The sequence below is a fragment of the Mesorhizobium sp. M7A.F.Ca.US.002.01.1.1 genome (assembly GCF_004022955.1).
GTDB classification, from domain to species: domain Bacteria; phylum Pseudomonadota; class Alphaproteobacteria; order Rhizobiales; family Rhizobiaceae; genus Mesorhizobium; species Mesorhizobium ciceri.
Genome location: NZ_RZQE01000972.1, coordinates 1 through 859, shown reverse-complemented (window position 1 = coordinate 859; position 859 = coordinate 1). Strand labels below are relative to the sequence as shown.

General features: G+C 68.3%; 2 protein-coding genes. Both read right to left on the bottom strand.

Translation table 11 applies throughout. From position 1 onward, the window contains the following. Nucleotides 1-155: nicotinate-nucleotide--dimethylbenzimidazole phosphoribosyltransferase (locus EN932_RS37145; protein ID WP_164890895.1), on the bottom strand; the 155-nt coding region annotated here is incomplete at its 3' end. 52 nt (nucleotides 156-207) lie between these two features. Then, a partial coding sequence (locus EN932_RS37140) for an adenosylcobinamide-GDP ribazoletransferase (protein WP_128369577.1) occupies nucleotides 208-859 on the bottom strand: 652 nt, incomplete at its 5' end.

Genomic DNA, 859 nt, shown 5'->3' with positions numbered 1-859 from the left:
GCCAGCCACGCGGCGATGGTCTCGAGCCGGCCGAGGCTGCCTTGCGGCTTGGTCAGCGTGTCCTGGCGGCGTGCGACCGCATTGGCCGCGGCATCGCTGCCAGCCGGCAGGTCGAGGCAGGCGGCGCGCAATTCACTAAGGGACTTGAAGGACATGGGGGCAAAGTCTCCGAAAAGGAATCAGGCCATGGGGATCAGGCCAAAGGGATCAGGAAAGCGCTACGGAAGCGACGAGCAGCACCGCGATCTCGCTTGCCTGCTGCAAGGCGCCGATCGTGTCGCCGGTCTGGCCCTCGATCTGGTTGAAGCAAAGGGCGCGGAATGCGGCAAACAGCAGGCCAAGCAGGATCAGCGCGAAGACGGCGCCGCCCAGCCCGAGCAAGAGAAGCGGGATCGCGCCGAGCAAGGCGCCGGCCATGGCGGTTTCCTGCGACACGGTGCCGGCGTCGACCGAGAGGCCGTCGACGCGCGCTGGAGGCAAGAGATGCATGAAAGCGCCAAGCAGGCCGCGCGAGGCCGCGTGTGCGGCCAGGAGGGCAAACAGGGCCTGTGTGGGATCGACGAACTCCGACAGCGCGCTCCAGCGGACCAGCAGCGACAGAGCCAGCGCCGCCGCACCATAGGCGCCGATGCGGCTGTCGCGCATGATCTCAAGTTTGCGGCCGCGCGATTTGCCGCCGCCAAACCCGTCGGCGACGTCGGACAGGCCGTCCTCATGCAGGCAGCCGGTGGTGAGCAGGGTTGCCACAAGGGCAAGTGCGGCCGCCGGCCCCATGGCAAGGCCGAACCGTTCCGCCGTGGCAAAAACGATGGCGCCGATCAGGCCGACGACGAGACCGGCGATGGGGGCGGCCCAGATC